We start from the raw sequence: 14,024 nt of genomic DNA, 5'->3' as shown, positions 1-14,024 counted from the left end.
CGGATGTCATCCCTTGTCGGTTGCGAACCACGTCAGCGGGTCGACGGGGCCTTGGCCTTCTCTGACCTCCATGTAAAGCGTCTCGGAGGCCGGAGATAAAGCCCCTTCACCGGATGGTGACGCCGGCGCCCCGCCCATGAGGCCGACCGGGGCGCCCTCGGGCAGGACCTCCCCGATCTCCCCGTAGACGGTGCCGAGCCCGGCGAAGACGAACAGGAGGTCCGGCTGCGGCTCCAGGATCGACACCTGCCCGTAATCCAGAAGCGGCCCGCGATAGCGCAGCGTCCCCGCCGTCGGCGCGGTCACCAGCGCCTGCGGACGGGTGGCGACGACGATGCCGGGGCGCTCCACCCCGGCGGCATCCGCTTCGCCCGCCTGCCGCAGGACCTGTCCCTGCACCGGCAGCGGCAGCGCGCCCTTGCGATCCGCGATATCACCGTCGCTGGCGACCTCTTCGCCGGCCGCGATCTCGGCAAGGCCGCTGGCGAAGGCGTCCAGCGTCTCGGTCGCCGCGATCAGGATCGCCGTGCGCACCGGGTCCGCGGTGAAACGCTTGGGCAGATCGGTGCGGTCGGCGATGGCCCGCGACAGCCGCGCGCGCGCCTCCTGCACGCCGGTCAGGCCGTCCTGCAGCGTCTCTTCGGCTTCCTGCTGCAGCGCGCGGACGGTCGCGACCTCCTCCAGATCGCGCCGCAGCTCCGCCGCCTCGGCCGCAAGGCCCGGTGTGACCGCGGCCACCAGCATCCCCGACCGCGCCGCGCCGAGCGGGCCCTCCGGGTGCAGAAGCTGCTGCGGCGCCTCGGCGGTACTCAGCGCCTGCAGGACGCCGAGAAGCTGCGCCACCTCGGTCTGTCGCGCATCCAATCGGCGCGACAGCGCCGCCTCCCGGATCGAGGCCTCGCGCAGCCCGGTCCGCATCGCCGCGAGCCCGGCCTCGAACGCCCGGATCGTCTCGGTCAGCGCCTCCACGCGGTCCTGCCCGCCCTCGGCGGCGTCGAGCCGGCGCTGCGCCGCCTCCAGCCGTTCGCCCGCCGCGCGCGCCGACGCGCCGGCATCCTGCGCCGCTGCCGGCACCGCGAGGAACAGCAGGATCAGCGCCGCCCGGATCATCGGCGGATGAGGCTCTCGCCCGTCATCTCCGCGGGCTGTTCCAGTGCCATCAGCTCCAAGAGCGTCGGCGCGAGGTCCGCGAGCCGCCCATCCGCCAGCGTCGCGCCCTGCGGACCGCCGAACAGGATCACCGGCACCGGGTTCAGCGTATGCGCGGTATGCGGCCCGCCGGTCTCGGGGTCGACCATCACGTCGCAATTGCCGTGATCGGCGGTGACGATCATCGCGCCGCCCGCCTCTTCCAGCGCCGCGAGCGCCTGTCCCAGGCCTGCGTCCACCGCCTCGCAGGCGCGGATTGCGGCCTCAAGATCGCCGGTATGGCCGACCATGTCGGGGTTGGCATAGTTCACCACGATCAGATCGTAGCCCTTGCGGATCGCGCCCACGAAGGCCTCGGTGACCTCGGGCGCGCTCATCTCGGGCTGAAGATCGTAGGTGGCGACGTCGGGCGATTTCGGCATGAATCGGTCCTCGCCCTCCTCAGGCGTCTCCTGCCCGCCGTTGAGGAAGAAGGTCACGTGCGGATACTTCTCGGTCTCGGCGAGGCGGAACTGCGTCAGCCCGTGCCGCGCCACCCAGGCGCCGAGCGTGTTGACGATCTTCCGCTTCGGGAAGGCGGTGATCATGTAGTCGTTGTGCGCCTCCGAGTATTCCACCATCCCCAGCAGAGCCGACAGCGGCGGCCTTTCCCGGTCGAAGCCGTCGAAATCGGGCGCGCCCAGCGCGGCGAGGATCTCGCGCGCGCGGTCGGCCCGGAAGTTGAGGCAGAAGAGCCCGTCGCCCTCCTGGATGCCGTCATAGTCGCCGATTACGGTCGCCGGGATGAACTCGTCGGTCTGCCCGGCCGCCCAGGCCTGCGCGACCGCCTCGCTCGGCGTGGCGGCCCTCTGCCCCTCGCCCCACGCGATGGCGTCGAAGGCGGTCTTCACCCGGTCCCAGCGGTTGTCGCGGTCCATGGCGAAGTAGCGTCCGATCACCGTTGCGATGCGCGCGCCCTCGGGCAGCTTGGCCTGCAATTCGGTCACGAAGCCATCGGCGGATTTCGGCGCCACGTCGCGCCCGTCGGTGATCGCGTGCACGATCACCTCGCGCCCGGCATCGACGAGCATCCGCGCCGCCGCGACGATGTGATCGAGATGCCCGTGCACCCCGCCATCCGACACCACCCCGAAAAGATGCGCGCGCCCGGTCACCTCGCGCGCGAAGCGCAGGATCGCCTCGTTCTCGAAGAAGCTGCCCTCCTCGATCGCCAGATCGATCTGCCCCAGATCCATCGCCACCACACGGCCCGCGCCGATATTGGTGTGCCCCACCTCGGAATTGCCCATCTGCCCGGTCGGCAGCCCGACATCCGGCCCGTGCGTGGTCAGCGTCGCGTGCGGACAGTCCCGCATCAGCCGGTCCATGTTGGGCGTGTCCGCCAGCGCGGGGGCGTTGGCCTCCCGGTTCTCGGAAAGCCCCCAGCCGTCGAGGATGGTCAGAACTACGGGTTTTGCCATGTCACGCGCCTCGCCTCAGCTTTCGCCTCGGCTTAACGCGTCGCGCGCGGCATGGAAAGGAACCCGGCCCCTGCTTCTTCTCGTCACAAATACTCCCGGGGTCCGGGGCGGGAGCCCCGGGATGCGCGCCCTCAGCCCTGAAGCGCCTTCACCACCAGTTCTCCTTCCCCGCGCGCCTTCATCGCCTGCGCCGCGGCGTGGGCGCCGGCGAGCGTGGTGAAATACGGGATCTTGTCGTAGAGCGCGACGGAGCGGATCTCGCGCGAATCCGACAGGGCCGCGGCGCCCTCGGTGGTGTTGAGCACCAGCTGGATGCCGCCGTCCTTCATCAGGTCGACGATGTTCGGCCGGCCCTCGTAGACCTTCTTGACCAGCTCGCAGGGCAGGCCCTGCTCCTGCACGAAGGCGGCGGTGCCGGCGGTGGCGACGATGGTGAAGCCAAGCTCGTGCAGCAGCCCCGCCACCTCGGTCAGCAGCGGGCCCTTGTCGCTGTCCTTGATCGACAGGAAGACCGACCCTTTCTCCGGCAGGTGCGTGCCCGCGCCCATCTGCGCCTTGAGGAAGGCGCGCGGGAAGGAGCGGTCCCAGCCCATGACCTCCCCGGTCGAGCGCATCTCGGGGCCGAGGATGGTGTCGACGCCGGGGAAGCGGGCGAAGGGCAGAACCGCCTCCTTGACCGAGAACCACGGCATGTCGGGGTCCGCCAGCGTCAGCGGATCGGCCAGCGGCAGCACGGTGTCGTAATCGGTGTCCTGGGGGTAGGCCGCGCGGAGCGGGAAGGAGGCCAGCCGGTCGCCTGCCATCACCCGCGCCGCGATCGACGCGATGGCGCTGTCGGTGGCCTTGGCGACGAAGGGCACGGTGCGCGAGGCGCGCGGGTTCACCTCGATCAGGTAGACGATGCCGTCCTTGACCGCGAACTGCACGTTCATCAGCCCGACGACGCCAAGCTCCAGCGCCAGCGCCTCGGACTGGCGCTTGACCTCCTCGACGATCTCGCGCGGCAGCGAATAGGGTGGCAGCGAACAGGCGCTGTCGCCGGAATGCACGCCCGCCTCCTCGATATGCTGCATGATCCCCGCGACGTGCACGGACGTGCCGTCGCACAGCGCGTCGACGTCGAGCTCCACGGCCCCCGACAGGTAACTGTCGAGAAGGACCGGATTCTTGCCCGACACCACCACCGCGTCGCGGATGTAGCGTTCGAGATGCGCGGCGTCGCGGACGATCTCCATCGCGCGGCCGCCAAGGACGTAGGACGGACGGATCACCAGCGGAAAGCCGATATCCTCGGCGATGGCGATGGCCTGCGCCTCGGAGGAGGCGATGCCGTTCTTGGGCTGCTTGAGGCCCAGCTTGTTCACCAGCTCCTGGAACCGCTCGCGGTCCTCCGCCCGGTCGATGGCGTCGGGCGTGGTGCCGAGGATCGGGATGCCGGCTGCCTCGAGGTCGTTGGCCAGCTTCAGCGGCGTCTGCCCGCCGAACTGCACGATCACCCCGTGCAGCGTGCCGCGCTCCTGCTCGATGCGCAGGATCTCCATCACGTGCTCGAAGGTCAGCGGCTCGAAATAGAGCCGGTCGGAGGTGTCGTAGTCGGTGCTGACGGTCTCGGGGTTGCAGTTGACCATGATGGTCTCGAAGCCCGCGTCGGTCAGCGCGAAACAGGCGTGGCAGCAGCAATAGTCGAACTCGATCCCCTGGCCGATCCGGTTCGGACCGCCGCCGAGGATCACCACCTTCTTGGCGTCCGAGGGACGCGCCTCGCATTCCACCTCGCCCATCATGGGCGCCTCGTAGGTGGAATACATGTAGGGCGTCTGCGCCTCAAACTCCGCCGCGCAGGTGTCGATGCGCTTGAAGACGGCGGTGACGCCCGCCGCGATGCGCTTGTCGCGCACCGCGTGTTCGTCGAGGCCCGTCAGCGCGGCGAGCCGCATGTCGGTGAAGCCCATGACCTTGAGCGCGCGCATCCCTTCTTCGTCCTCGGGCAGGCCGCCGGTGCGGACGGCATTCTCGGCCTCCACGATCTCGCGGATGCGGGCGAGGAACCAGGGGTCGAACTTGGTCACACCGAAGATGTCGTCGTCCGACAGGCCGTGCCGCATCGCCTGCGCGATCAGGCGCATCCGGTCGGGGGTCGGCGTCGCCAGCGCCTTGACCACGGCGGCATGATCGGCGCCCTCGCCGATGCCGGGAATGTCGATGTCGTCGAAGCCGCAGAGCCCCGTCTCCATCGAGGCCAGAGCCTTCTGCAGCGATTCGTGGATCGTGCGGCCGATCGCCATCGCCTCGCCCACCGACTTCATCGCGGTGGTCAGGACCGGCTCGGCGCCCGGAAACTTCTCGAAGGCGAAGCGCGGGATCTTGGTGACGACGTAGTCGATGGTCGGCTCGAACGACGCCGGCGTGACCTTGGTGATGTCGTTGTCGAGCTCGTCGAGCGTGTAGCCCACCGCCAGCTTCGCGGCGATCTTGGCGATGGGAAAGCCCGTCGCCTTGGACGCCAGCGCGGAAGAGCGCGACACCCGCGGGTTCATCTCGATCACCACCATGCGGCCGTCGTCGGGGTTCACCGCCCACTGCACATTCGAGCCGCCCGTCTCCACCCCGATCTCGCGCAGGACGGCGATGGAGCCGTTGCGCATGATCTGGTATTCCTTGTCGGTCAGCGTCAGCGCCGGCGCGACGGTGATCGAATCGCCGGTGTGCACGCCCATCGGATCGACGTTCTCGATGGCGCAGACGATGATGGCGTTATCGGCGCGGTCGCGCACGACCTCCATCTCGAATTCCTTCCAGCCGAGCAGCGACTCGTCGATCAGGATCTGCCCTGTGGGCGAGGCGTCCATGCCCGACCGGCAGTAATATTCGAAGTCCTCGCGGTTATACGCGACGCCGCCGCCGGTGCCGCCGAGCGTGTAGGCCGGGCGGATGATCGCCGGCAGGCCGATATGCTCCAACTCGGCCAGCGCGATCTGCACCCCGGCCTTGAGGTCGGCGCCGCCCTCGGGCTTCTTCGGCGCGGTGACGATGGTCGCCTTGGGATTTTCCAGCCCGATCCGGTCCATCGCCTCGCGGAAGAGCGCGCGGTCCTCGGCCATCTCGATGGCCTCGCGGTTGGCGCCGATCATCTCCACGCCGTGCTTGTCGAGAACGCCCATCTCCTCGAGCTTGAGCGCGGTGTTGAGGCCGGTCTGGCCGCCCATCGTCGGCAGAAGCGCGTCCGGGCGCTCCGTCTCGATGATGCGGGCGACGACGTCGGGGGTGATCGGCTCGATATAGGTGGCGTCGGCCAGACCCGGATCGGTCATGATCGTCGCGGGGTTGGAGTTCACCAGGATCACCCGGTAGCCTTCCTCGCGCAGGGCCTTGCAGGCCTGGGCGCCGGAATAGTCGAACTCGCAGGCCTGGCCGATGATGATCGGCCCCGCCCCGATGATCATGATGGAGGAGATGTCGGTTCTCTTGGGCATCGGAAGACCTTTCTGTCGCGCCTGGGGGCCGCGCAAATTGGCGTGGGTTATAGAGATGGCCGGTGCCGGTTCAACCCCTCCTCACGACCCAAGATGCGATGTGTCCGGCCGGGCCGGCGACAAGGTCTCGAAAATGAATGAAAGTCCTGAATGCGGCTTTTCCCGGACAGGATTTCCGCGCGTCCCGAGGGTGCCTCCGGGATTCGGCAGCGCACGACCTGCTCCGTTCGATTCCGAACAGCGCCGGTGCCGGACAGGTCGCGACTCCGGGATGATTTGCGTTTCACGGACCTTGTCGCCGAGGGCGCGACAAAGGCGTTCCTCGCCCGGCCCCCGGCCCCCGGCGGACCGAACGGCCGGAATGCCGCCCGGCCACTCTTCACGCGGCCGGGCGCCCGGCGGCTACTGCGCCGCCTGCGCCCAGACCGCGGGCCGCTGCGTGTCCTCGTAAAGGTAGTCACGCGTCCGCGGCACGGCGTATTGCGCCTTGGACAGCTGGAACTGGTAGACGCCCTGGTGCTGTTCTTCGAAGGCGGTCTCGCAGGCGACGAGGTAGAAGCGCCACATGCGCACGAAGCGCTCGTCGTACATCTGCCGCACCTTGTCGAGATTGGCCTCGAAGCGTGCGCGCCAGTGGTTGAGCGTCGGGCCGTAATGTCCGCGCAGCACCTCGATGTCGGCGGTCCAGAGGCCGGCCTTCTCGATTCTCGGCGCCACCTCGGACAGGGCCGGCACGTAGCCGCCCGGGAAGATATACTTCATGATCCAGGGCGACGTGGGTGACGGCGGCATCGTCAGCCCGATCGTGTGGATGAGCGCGATGCCTTCCGGGTCCAGCAGCTCCGCCACCTTCTCGAAGTAGACGCCGAATTGCGGCGGGCCCACATGCTCCAGCATGCCGACGCTGACGATCCGGTCGAAGCGGTCGGTCACGTCGCGGTAATCCTGCAGCCGGAACTCCGTCTTGCCCGAGAGCCCCGCGGCAGCCGCCCGTTGCTCTGCCGTGCGGTGCTGGTTCGACGAGAGCGTGACGCCGGTGACATGCGCGCCGAAATCCTTCGCCAGCGTCAGCGCCATGCCGCCCCAGCCGCAGCCGATGTCCAGAACGCGCATCCCCGGCTCGATCCGCAGCTTGCGGGCGATATGCGCCTTCTTGGCGGCCTGCGCCTCGTCCAGCGTCATGTCGGGCCGGGCGAAATAGGCGCAGGAATACTGCATGTCGTCATCGAGGAAGAGCCGGTAGAGATCGTCCGAGATATCGTAGTGATGCGCCACGTTCTGCCGCGCCGACACCGGCGAATTGCGCAACACGAGGTTGCGCGCCGCGGTGCGCAAGGATTGCATCGCGTTGACCCAGGCCGGCATGTCGCCGGACCGTTCGCGGTTGCGCACCAGGAGCGCGACCAGATCGTAGAGCTTGTCGTCGTCCACGACGATCCGCCGGTCCATGTATCCCTCGCCCAGCGCCAGCACCGGGCGCAGGCATAGCTCGCGCAGGATCGCGCGATCGGTGAACTTCACCTCGGCCGAGAATTCGTCGGGCCGACCATACTCGGTCACGTGCCCGTCCGGCCATTCCACCCGCAGCTCTCCGTCTATGACGAGTCGCGTCAACATGCGATGAACAACACTATCCCACATCCTGGCCTCCGTAGCTTTCAAGCCAAATGTCAATCCCGCCGTTCGGACAGATTACTTAGGGCAGGATGACGTGTGCGACAAATCGCGCAGGGCTTCGCTTGACTTCGCCGGCCATCGCCTGTGTATCGGCGCCTGAATTTCCGGCAATTCCGAGGGGCTCTGACGCCATGCACGCCTATCGCGACCACACCTGCGCCGACCTCCGCCGCGATCATGTCGGGCAGGAGGTCCGGCTCGCGGGCTGGGTTCACCGCATCCGCGACCACGGCGGCGTGCTCTTCGTCGACCTGCGCGACCATTACGGCATCACGCAGGTGCTCTGCGATCCCGACAGCGGGGTGTTCGCGGAGGTCGAGAAGCTGCGCTCCGAATGGTGCGTGCGAATCGACGGCGTGGTGAAGGCGCGGGACGACAGCCTCGTGAACCCCAAGCTGCCCACCGGCGAGATCGAGGTCTACATCCGCGACGTGGAGGTGCTCGGCGCCGCCGAGGAGCTGCCGCTCATCGTCTTCGGCGATCAGGAATATCCCGAGGAGACGCGCCTGCGCTATCGCTACCTCGACCTGCGGCGCGAGGTCATGCAGCGCAACATGACGCTGCGCTCGGACGTCGTCCGCTCGATCCGGCAGCGGATGTGGGCGCAGGATTTCCGCGAATACCAGACGCCGATCATCACCGCGTCCTCGCCCGAGGGCGCGCGCGACTTCCTGGTGCCGTCGCGGCTGCATCCGGGCAAGTTCTACGCGCTGCCGCAGGCGCCGCAGCAGTTCAAGCAGCTGATCATGGTGTCGGGCTTCGACAAGTACTTCCAGATCGCGCCCTGCTTCCGCGACGAGGATCCGCGCGCCGACCGCTCGCCCACGGACTTCTACCAGCTCGACATGGAGATGTCGTTCGTGGAGCAGCAGGACGTCTTCGACGCCGTCGCCCCGGTGATGGCGGGCGTCTTCGAGGAGTTCGGCGGCGGCCGGAAGGTCGACGCGCCCGAAAGCTGGCCGCAGATCCCCTATGCCGAGGCGCTGCGGAAATACGGCACCGACAAGCCGGACCTGCGCAACCCGATCGAGATGCAGGACGTCTCCGAGCATTTCCGCGGCTCGGGCTTCGCGATCTTCGCCAAGCTGCTGGAGCAGGACGGCACGGAGATCCGCGCCATTCCCGCCCCCACCGGCGGGTCGCGCAAGTTCTGCGACCGCATGAACGCCTTCGCCCAGAAGGAAGGGCTGCCCGGGATGGGGTATATCTTCTGGCGCGACAAGGACGGGGAGGCGGAGGCCGCGGGCCCGCTCGCCAAGAACATCGGCCCCGAGCGCACCGAGGCGATCCGCCAGCAGCTCAACCTCGGCGTCGGGGATGCGGCGTTCTTCCTCGGCGGCAAGCCGGCGTCGTTCGAACGTGTCGCCGCCAAGGCGCGCACGACCATCGGCGACGAACTGGGTCTGACCGATCAGGACCGCTTCGCCTTCGCCTGGATCGTCGATTTCCCGATGTACGAGAAGGACGAGGAGACCGGCACCGTCGATTTCTCGCACAACCCGTTCTCGATGCCGCAGGGCGGGCATGAGGCGCTGTCGGGCGATCCGCTGGCCGTGAAGGGCTACCAGTACGATCTGGCCTGCAATGGCTACGAGCTGATCTCGGGCGCGATCCGGAATCACCGGCTCGACACCATGTTCAAGGCGTTCGAACTGGCCGGCTACGGCGAGGAGGAGGTGCGCAAGCGCTTCGGCGGGATGGTCAACGCGTTCCGCTTCGGCGCCCCGCCGCACGGCGGCTGCGCGGCGGGCATCGACCGCATGGTCATGCTGCTGGCGGACGAGCAGAACATCCGCCAGGTCATCATGTTCCCGATGAACCAGCGCGCCGAGGACCTGATGATGGGCGCCCCGTCGGAGCCTGCCTCCGACCAGCTGATGGAGCTGCGCCTGCGCGTCATGCCCGAGGAGTGAGCCGCGCGCGCCCCTGCCGCCGCAGGGGCCGCGATTCGCCGCCATCGAGGTTTGACAGAGCGCCCCGCTTTGCCTATAGGCCGGGCTTCACGAGAGATTCCGCCCCGAACGCCCGCCCGCGTGCCGGGGCCTACCAGACGGAGAGAGTGCCATGACCAAGCGCACCTACCAGCCCTCGAACTACGTGCGGAAAGCCCGCCACGGCTTCCGCTCGCGCATGGCCACCCGCGCCGGGCGCAAGATCCTGAACGCCCGCCGCCTGCGCGGCCGCAAGAAGCTCAGCGCCTGATCGCAGCGCGCGCGACCGTGACGCCGCCCGAGGTCAGCCTCCGCAAAGCGGAGAGCCAGGACAGCGCGACGCCGCGAATCGAGACGCTGCGCAAACGGCCGGATTTCCTCGCCGCCGCGCGCGCCGACAAGCAGGGCGTGCCTTCGATGCTCGTCCAGGCGCGGGCCCGGCGGGATGACGATTCGCGGGTGCGGGTCGGGCTCACCTGTTCCAAGAAGCTCGGCAATGCCGTCGCCCGCAACCGGGCGAAGCGCCGCCTGCGCGAAGCGGCACGTCTCGTGCTGCCCGATCACGCGCGCCCCGGCTACGATTACGTTCTCATCGGCCGGCCCGCCGCGACCGCCGCCCGGCCCTTCGATGCGCTGATGCAGGACCTGATGCAGGCGCTGCGGCGGCTCCATGGCCGCGCCCGCGCCTGAGATGGGGCCGCTGGCCCGCCTCTTCGCCCTCCCCGTCCGCGCCTACCGGCTGGTGTTCTCGCCCTGGGTCGGGTTCAACTGCCGCTACACCCCCACATGTTCCGCCTACGCGCTGGAGGCGCTGGAGCGTCACGGCGCCCTGCGCGGAAGCTGGCTGGCGCTACGCCGGATCGGCCGGTGCCATCCCCTCGGCGGCAGCGGCATCGACAACGTCCCCGACTGACCCCTGCGGGCGGCATTACGCCGGTCCGCAAGATTTCCGTCGCTTTTCGCGATGACCTGAAGTAAGCGATCCGCAGGAAGCCCATCGCAGCGAAAAGGAGGGGCATACATGATCCATCTGTCCGTCCTCTCGCCCTGCGCGCTTCGCCGGATGCGACCGTCCCGCCGCCAAGGCTAGGATCTCGCATCGTCCGGCTCGCCGCCGCCCAAGCCGGCCGCCCGCCGTACCGCAACCCTGACCGTCAGAGCCCGGCACACCGCCTGAGCGCGTGAGCCCGTCTGCGACGCGCGTCTCCGCGATGCGCCCGGCTTTGCGGTCTTTTTCCGTACTTCTGACAGAGGCCCGGACGCGCGTCCGGGAAAAGCCAATGATCCGACTCGTAGACACCGGCCCCGTTCGTCCGGAACCGCACGAGGCAATCATCGAAGCCGCCATAGCGCGGCACGGGGCGACTGCAGTACTCATCGCCGCGCTCCGGGCGCTGATGCGCGTGCCGCGATTGCGGCCGCCGCCCGCCGCTGCGGACGATCTGCCGGCGCATCTGCGCCGCGATATCGGCCTGCCGCCCAAGGCGGCGCATGCGCGGCTGGAGGCGCTGCCGCCCTTGCCGCCGCGGTTCTGACACCGCCGGCCCCCGGATGCGTCTCCGGGGGCCGCGCACGTCATCAGGACGCGGTTTCGATCACGCCGCAGGCAATCCGGCTGCCGGCGCCGGCCTCTGCGCCGTAGCTGTCCGGCCCTTCGTGAACGATGATGGCCGACCCGTCGTCGTCCATCACCGGCGCGTCGCCGTCCTCGAGGCTGAGGACCGAGGACGTCACGTCGGCACGCACGTTGCCCTCCATTCCGGCATAGACGTTCGGCAGATCGCCCGCATGGGGACCACCCTCGGCCATCAGGCCGTGACTGTTGCCGCCCGGGGCGTAGTGATCGCCCGCCGAGGTGAAGTCACCGGAACATTCCCCGGTCTCGTGGACGTGAAAGCCGTGCCCGCCCTCGGGAATGCCGGTGGCTTCGAGGCTGAAAAGCAGGCCGTCGTTGGTCTCGAATATCTCGACCTGGCCGACCTCGGTGCCGCTCTGATCCATCAGCGTGGCCATCGCGGCGGGCTCCATCTCTCCGTCCTGGGCAAAGGCCGCGCCGGCCACAAAAAGCGCCGCGGTCGATGCGGCAAGGGTCCGGGTGAACATCTGAAGTCTCCTTCCATGTGGGACAGGGCCGGAACGTGGCGCGCCGGCCCCCCGTTCCCCCTTCCCCGAACACGGTGTCGCGCGTATCCCCCGCCCATGCTCGAGGAGTTCCACTCGCTGGTCCGCGGCGTCCCCAAGACCACGGAATTCAAGAAGCTGCGCAAGCGCTCATGCAGAGCGCGCGCGGTGGAGCAATACGGCATGATCGAGCGCGGCGCCCGCTGGCTGGTGTGCCTGTCGGGCGGCAAGGACAGTTATGCTTACTCTGATGCGAAAACGCACGGGAATAGCCCGTAAATCTCTGATATAATTGTAATTGTTGATGTCCGCGTCGTAACTTAGTCATTAGGCTCAGGACCGATTGATCAGCGCGGCTTCGCGTGATTCAGCCCTCGTTTGAAGGAGGCTGAAGATGAGCGATCTTTTCTGGCTGAGCGACGCGCAGATGGAGCGGCTGCGGCCCTGCTTGCCGAAGGTGAGGAAGATCAGAAATCGATCCGGGGGATCGATTTCCTGACGAACGGGCAAGCCGCGGGTGGACAACAAGCGCGTACTCAGTGGCATTATCTTCATCAATCACAACGGCTTGTGGTGGCGTGATGCCCCGAGGGAATACGGTCCGCACAAGACACTCTACAACCGGTGGATCAGGTGGAGCCGGATGGGCGTGTTCGCCCGGATCATGGAGGGGCTCGCCGCCGAGCAGGCCGAATGCCGGACGATCATGATCCCCTCTCGTTGCTTGCTTCGCAATCAACTGCCGGGCAGTGGACGCGACCTGTCTCAAGGCGCACCGCACGGCCTCGAACCTGCGCCTTCAAAAGGCGGGCGTGGCCGCCTGATCGGCCGAAGCAGGGGCGGTGTGAACACCAAGCTTCATACCGTCACCGACCGGGAGGGCCGCCCTGTCCGGCTCTTCGTGACCGCGGGCCAGGTCAGCGGCTACAGGGGCGCGCTCGCACTCCAGAGCGGGTTTCCGCAAGCGGACTGGCTGATCGCCGACCGCGGCTAGACGCCGACTGGTTCCGTAACTCTTTGTAAGAGAGCAAAATTCAGGTCTGCATCCCGCCGCGCAAGTCGCGCACAGGTCCGATCAAATACGACAAGCGCCGCCACCGCATCGAGATCATGTTTGGCCGAATCAAGGACTGGCGCCGTGTCGCAATGCACTTCGACCGATGCCCGAAGGTCTTCCTGCCGGCCATCGCGCTCCCCGCCACCGTCATCTATTGGCAATGAGTCCTGAGCCTGAACCTTTGTTGAACGGGTTTCCGTGGAGAAGTCTTTGCCATATGCGGTTGGACATGACCGATGACCTGTCTGACATCCACCCCATGTTTCAAGGCGCTCCGCAAACGACAGAGTTCCGCAAGCTACGCAAACGGATCATACGACACGTTCGTGAAGCTGTAGAGCAATACGGTATGGTTGAGGGGAACAATGCCCGCTGGCTCGTTTGCTTGTCCGGCGGCAAGGATTCCTACACGCTTTTGGCCGCGCTTATCGAGTTGAAGTGGCGTGGCCTCTTGCCGGTAGACCTACTGGCCTGCAACCTCGACCAGGGCCAGCCGGGTTTCCCGGCGACAGTGCTGCCGCAGTTCCTCGAGGAGCGCGGCGTTCCGCACAGGATCGAGTACCAGGACACCTATTCCGTCGTCGTCGACAAGATCCCCGCGGGCCGGACCTTCTGCTCGCTATGCTCGCGACTCCGGCGCGGGCATCTCTACCGAATTGCGCGCGAGGAAGGTTGTTCGGCAGTGGTGTTGGGCCATCATCGCGATGACATCCTCGAGACGTTCTTCATGAACCTCTTCCACGGCGGGCGGCTGGCAACGATGCCGCCGAAGCTCGTGAACGAGGAGGGAGACCTCTTCGTCTTCCGCCCACTGGCCCACGTGGCCGAGGCCGATTGCGAGCGGTTTGCTCGCGCGATGGAATACCCGATCATCCCCTGCGACCTCTGCGGATCGCAGGACGGACTTCAGCGCCAGCAGGTCAAGCAGATCCTCGACGGCTGGGAAAAGAACAGCCCCGGCCGCCGTCAGGTGATGTTCCGCGCGCTCATGAACGCGCGGCCCTCGCATCTCCTCGACCCCAAACTCTTTGACTTCGCGCGCCTCACGCTGAATGAGGGGATGGGTGGCCCAAGCCGATCGACAAGCAGAAACACAGATCACAGTGTCTCCAACTCATCGCCACCCGTTGTCGATTGACACTACGGAGAACGGCGC

General features: G+C 67.5%; 12 protein-coding genes and 1 pseudogene. 8 read left to right on the top strand and 5 right to left on the bottom strand.

Features of this window, described 5'->3' with window-relative positions; genetic code table 11:
• Positions 1 to 6: 6 nt before the first annotated feature.
• The 4 genes from F3H57_RS04945 to F3H57_RS04930 all read right to left on the bottom strand — a co-directional run bounded on the left by F3H57_RS04945 (position 7) and on the right by F3H57_RS04930 (position 7,723).
• Positions 7 to 1,110 carry a murein hydrolase activator EnvC family protein gene (locus tag F3H57_RS04945; RefSeq protein ID WP_149754755.1) on the bottom strand — a complete coding sequence of 368 codons (1,104 nt, stop codon included), beginning with the start codon at positions 1,108 to 1,110 and terminating at the stop codon, positions 7 to 9.
• Positions 1,107 to 2,609 carry a 2,3-bisphosphoglycerate-independent phosphoglycerate mutase gene (gene gpmI / locus F3H57_RS04940; protein WP_149754754.1) on the bottom strand — a complete coding sequence of 501 codons (1,503 nt, stop codon included), beginning with the start codon at positions 2,607 to 2,609 and terminating at the stop codon, positions 1,107 to 1,109. The genes F3H57_RS04945 and gpmI overlap by 4 nt, the downstream gene beginning before the upstream one ends.
• 131 nt (positions 2,610 to 2,740) lie before the next feature.
• Positions 2,741 to 6,082: a carbamoyl-phosphate synthase large subunit gene (carB, locus tag F3H57_RS04935; RefSeq protein WP_149754753.1), complete on the bottom strand. Its 3,342-nt coding sequence runs from the start codon at positions 6,080 to 6,082 to the stop codon at positions 2,741 to 2,743.
• 402 nt (positions 6,083 to 6,484) lie between these two features.
• The gene (locus tag F3H57_RS04930; protein WP_149754752.1) at positions 6,485 to 7,723 is read right to left on the bottom strand and encodes an SAM-dependent methyltransferase; all 1,239 of its coding nucleotides are present in this window, start codon (positions 7,721 to 7,723) and stop codon (positions 6,485 to 6,487) included.
• Positions 7,724 to 7,890: 167 nt separating this feature from the next.
• Between F3H57_RS04930 and aspS the strand changes: the two genes are divergently transcribed.
• From aspS to F3H57_RS04905, 5 genes are all read left to right on the top strand, one after another.
• Complete coding sequence (aspS, locus tag F3H57_RS04925) at positions 7,891 to 9,672, top strand: aspartate--tRNA ligase (RefSeq protein ID WP_149754751.1); 1,782 nt, start codon at positions 7,891 to 7,893, stop codon at positions 9,670 to 9,672.
• A gap of 151 nt (positions 9,673 to 9,823) precedes the next feature.
• Positions 9,824 to 9,961 (top strand): 50S ribosomal protein L34, encoded by a 138-nt coding sequence (rpmH, locus tag F3H57_RS04920; protein WP_149754913.1) that lies wholly within the window; start codon positions 9,824 to 9,826, stop codon positions 9,959 to 9,961.
• Positions 9,962 to 9,978: 17 nt separating this feature from the next.
• Positions 9,979 to 10,380: a ribonuclease P protein component gene (gene rnpA / locus F3H57_RS04915; protein ID WP_223162956.1), complete on the top strand. Its 402-nt coding sequence runs from the start codon at positions 9,979 to 9,981 to the stop codon at positions 10,378 to 10,380.
• Position 10,381: 1 nt separating this feature from the next.
• The gene (yidD, locus tag F3H57_RS04910) at positions 10,382 to 10,603 is read left to right on the top strand and encodes a membrane protein insertion efficiency factor YidD (protein WP_149754750.1); all 222 of its coding nucleotides are present in this window, start codon (positions 10,382 to 10,384) and stop codon (positions 10,601 to 10,603) included.
• Between the two features lie 367 nt (positions 10,604 to 10,970).
• Complete coding sequence (locus F3H57_RS04905; protein WP_149754749.1) at positions 10,971 to 11,225, top strand: hypothetical protein; 255 nt, start codon at positions 10,971 to 10,973, stop codon at positions 11,223 to 11,225.
• Positions 11,226 to 11,268: 43 nt separating this feature from the next.
• On the opposite strand, the gene F3H57_RS04900 is transcribed toward F3H57_RS04905, so the two are convergent.
• Positions 11,269 to 11,793, bottom strand: a complete 525-nt coding sequence (locus F3H57_RS04900; protein ID WP_223162955.1) for a superoxide dismutase family protein — start codon at positions 11,791 to 11,793, stop codon at positions 11,269 to 11,271.
• Positions 11,794 to 11,889: 96 nt separating this feature from the next.
• On the opposite strand from F3H57_RS04900, the pseudogene F3H57_RS04895 reads away from it, so the two are divergent.
• The 3 genes and pseudogenes from F3H57_RS04895 to ttcA all read left to right on the top strand — a co-directional run.
• Positions 11,890 to 12,051, top strand: a pseudogene (locus tag F3H57_RS04895) (tRNA 2-thiocytidine(32) synthetase TtcA); the annotation flags it as partial.
• Between the two features lie 277 nt (positions 12,052 to 12,328).
• Positions 12,329 to 12,805 carry an IS5 family transposase gene (locus F3H57_RS22945; protein WP_394349815.1) on the top strand — a complete coding sequence of 159 codons (477 nt, stop codon included), beginning with the start codon at positions 12,329 to 12,331 and terminating at the stop codon, positions 12,803 to 12,805.
• A gap of 292 nt (positions 12,806 to 13,097) precedes the next feature.
• Positions 13,098 to 14,006, top strand: coding sequence for a tRNA 2-thiocytidine(32) synthetase TtcA (gene ttcA, locus F3H57_RS04885; protein WP_149754748.1), 909 nt, complete (start codon positions 13,098 to 13,100; stop codon positions 14,004 to 14,006).
• Positions 14,007 to 14,024: the final 18 nt, after the last annotated feature.

Origin of the sequence: Roseivivax sediminis (assembly GCF_900112685.1) — a bacterium.
GTDB classification, from domain to species: Bacteria; Pseudomonadota; Alphaproteobacteria; order Rhodobacterales; family Rhodobacteraceae; genus Roseivivax; species Roseivivax sediminis.
This window is presented reverse-complemented; position numbering and strand designations above follow the sequence as displayed.